Here is a 2,176-nt window from a genome sequence, read left to right as displayed (position 1 = left end):
GTAACCGCCCGGCGAACTCATGTTGACCGAACGACTTTATCGTGGTGAGAATTATTGTACGGTGGCCCAGCGATGCGGGAGCAGTTGGCTAATTTGACTAAACGGTTGTAGCGGCAGCCGTTCCAGAATGTCGCGCAGGTAGGCATATGGATCGTGCCCGTTGAGGCGGGCTGAATGGATCAAACTCATGATTACCGCCGCGCGTTTGCCTGCGCGCAGACTTCCAGTAAACATCCAGTTCTTGCGGCCCAGAGCGATGGGGCGGATTTGATTCTCTACCCAATTGTTATCGATTGGCACCGACGAGTTGCTGAGGTAGTGAGTCAGCGCCGACCAGCGATTCAGACTGTACTCGATCGCCCTAGCCGTGGCGCCACCGTCAGGCACGCGCGAGCGCTGAGTCAACAACCATTTGTGAAGCACATCAGCTACAGGTCGTGCCTGCTGTTGACGAAGGACCAAACGTTGGTCGTGGTCAAGCAACGTGGCTTCCCGCTCGATCTCATACAGTTGACGGAACAGTTCCAATGCCTCGCCGGCGATCTGGCTACTATGGTTGGCCCATAGCTCATGGAATCTGCGCCGGGCATGCGCCATGCATCCAGCCTCCGTGATACCGGAGGTGAACAATGCCTTGTAGCCTTTAAAGTCATCACATACCAGGGTTCCTCGCCATCGACCGAGAAATAGTTCGGCATGTTTGCCACCCCGGCTTTCTGCATAGTCGAATACGACTGCCTTCATTGGACTCAGATGCGTACTGCAATAGCTCCACAGAAAGGCCTTGTGCGTCTTGCCATTGCCAGGCTTGAGCATCGGCAACGGCGTTTCATCGGCATGCAGTACGGTTTGCTGCAATAATTCGTCTTTCAGCGCATCGACCAGCGGCTGCAACGCCACACCGCAGCGGCCGACCCATTCTGCCAGAGTGGAATCCGGGATGGCCAATCCGGCCCGCTCAAAGATGCCACTTTGCCGATATAACGGTAAGTGATCAGCATATTTAGCCACAAGCACCTGCGACAGCAGCCCGGAGGTTGGAATGCCCTTGTCGATGATCTGTGGAGCCAGCGGCGCCTGTACCAGCGTTTCGCATAACTGACAGACCCACTTGCCGCGCACATGGCGTTCCACCATAAACACGCCGGGTTGGTAGTCCAGTTTCTCGGACACGTCCTCACCGATACGCTTCATCTGGCAACCGCACTGACATAGCGTAGATTCGGGCTCGTGGCGAATTTCGGTGCGCGGCAAATTGGCTGGCAGCGGCGCTCGCTTAGGTGGCTGTTTGGCTGGTTCTACGGTGGCAGGCTGTTCCAGGGCCAGTTTCTCGATTTCTGACTGAACTGCCGCCAGATCCATATCGAGCGTTTCGAACAATTCCCGCTGCTGCTCCCCGGTATACGCCTCGCTGGTTAATGCGAATCTCTGGCGTTTGAGAATGGCAAGCTCATGGGTAAGCTTGGCGTTCATCGCCTGCTGATGAATCAGTAGCTGAACCAGTTGTTCCTTGGTGTACTGTTCGATGGTGGCGGCGAAGTTCATGTCTGATAGTGTGCCAGACAGATAGCGATTTGATCAACGCCGTTTACAGACGTTTACATCTCTGCGGCATCGGCACTATACCACCTCAATGGCATGATCATGCGTCAGATTCTTCCAGGGTAGACCTGTTACCAGCGCACGCAGCTGCTCGGCATTGAGGCTAACCAATACGGTACCACTCTCCATCCAGACAAACCGCCCCTTGTTGAGGCGGCGCTGTGCCAACCAAATGCCGAAACCGTCATAGACCAGCACCTTGATCCGGTTCGAGCGCTTATTGGCAAACAGGTAGGCATGGTGCGGTCGTGCAGCACCAAACACCCTGACTACCTTGGCCAACGCTGTATCCATCCCAACGCGCATATCGATCGGTTCGGTAGCCAGCCAGATCGCGTCGATGCGGATCATCGCAACCACTGCTGCAACCAGGTGGCGCAATCAGCAGCGGCCGACCCAGGCCAGCGCACCGTTACCGTCGTTGCGCCGCGTTTGACGACGATCTCGATGTCGTGAGCTGCTGGTGCAGCTGATGGCGTCGGCAACTGAATCGGGATGAACTCAGCAGTCGGCTGTGCCGAAGCAAATTCGGCTGGCTCCGCCCCGTGACGTTCCTGGGCTCGGATCCAGTTCC

2 protein-coding genes and 1 pseudogene are annotated in these 2,176 nt (G+C 56.4%); all 3 read right to left on the bottom strand.

Going from position 1 to position 2,176, the window contains the following annotated elements:
* Positions 1-51 precede the first annotated feature (51 nt).
* The gene (gene tnpC, locus ACO0LB_RS20385) at positions 52-1,545 is read right to left on the bottom strand and encodes an IS66 family transposase (RefSeq protein ID WP_423052500.1); all 1,494 of its coding nucleotides are present in this window, start codon (positions 1,543-1,545) and stop codon (positions 52-54) included.
* A 75-nt stretch (positions 1,546-1,620) separates the two neighbouring features.
* Positions 1,621-1,953 (bottom strand): IS66 family insertion sequence element accessory protein TnpB, encoded by a 333-nt coding sequence (tnpB, locus tag ACO0LB_RS20380; RefSeq protein ID WP_423052498.1) that lies wholly within the window; start codon positions 1,951-1,953, stop codon positions 1,621-1,623.
* Positions 1,950-2,176: pseudogene (locus tag ACO0LB_RS20375) on the bottom strand (IS66 family insertion sequence element accessory protein TnpB); the annotation flags it as partial. The gene tnpB and the pseudogene ACO0LB_RS20375, both read right to left, overlap by 4 nt.

The sequence above is a fragment of the Undibacterium sp. SXout7W genome (genome assembly GCF_049339385.1).
Taxonomy (GTDB): domain Bacteria; phylum Pseudomonadota; class Gammaproteobacteria; order Burkholderiales; family Burkholderiaceae_D; genus Undibacterium.
This window is presented reverse-complemented; position numbering and strand designations above follow the sequence as displayed.

What these genes read in the sequence shown, in the direction of transcription:
- tnpC (WP_423052500.1), bottom strand. Translation starts at nt 1,545, where the DNA reads ATGAACTTCGCCGCCACCATCGAACAGTACACCAAGGAACAACTGGTT.
- tnpB (WP_423052498.1), bottom strand. Translation starts at nt 1,953, where the DNA reads ATGATCCGCATCGACGCGATCTGGCTGGCTACCGAACCGATCGATATG.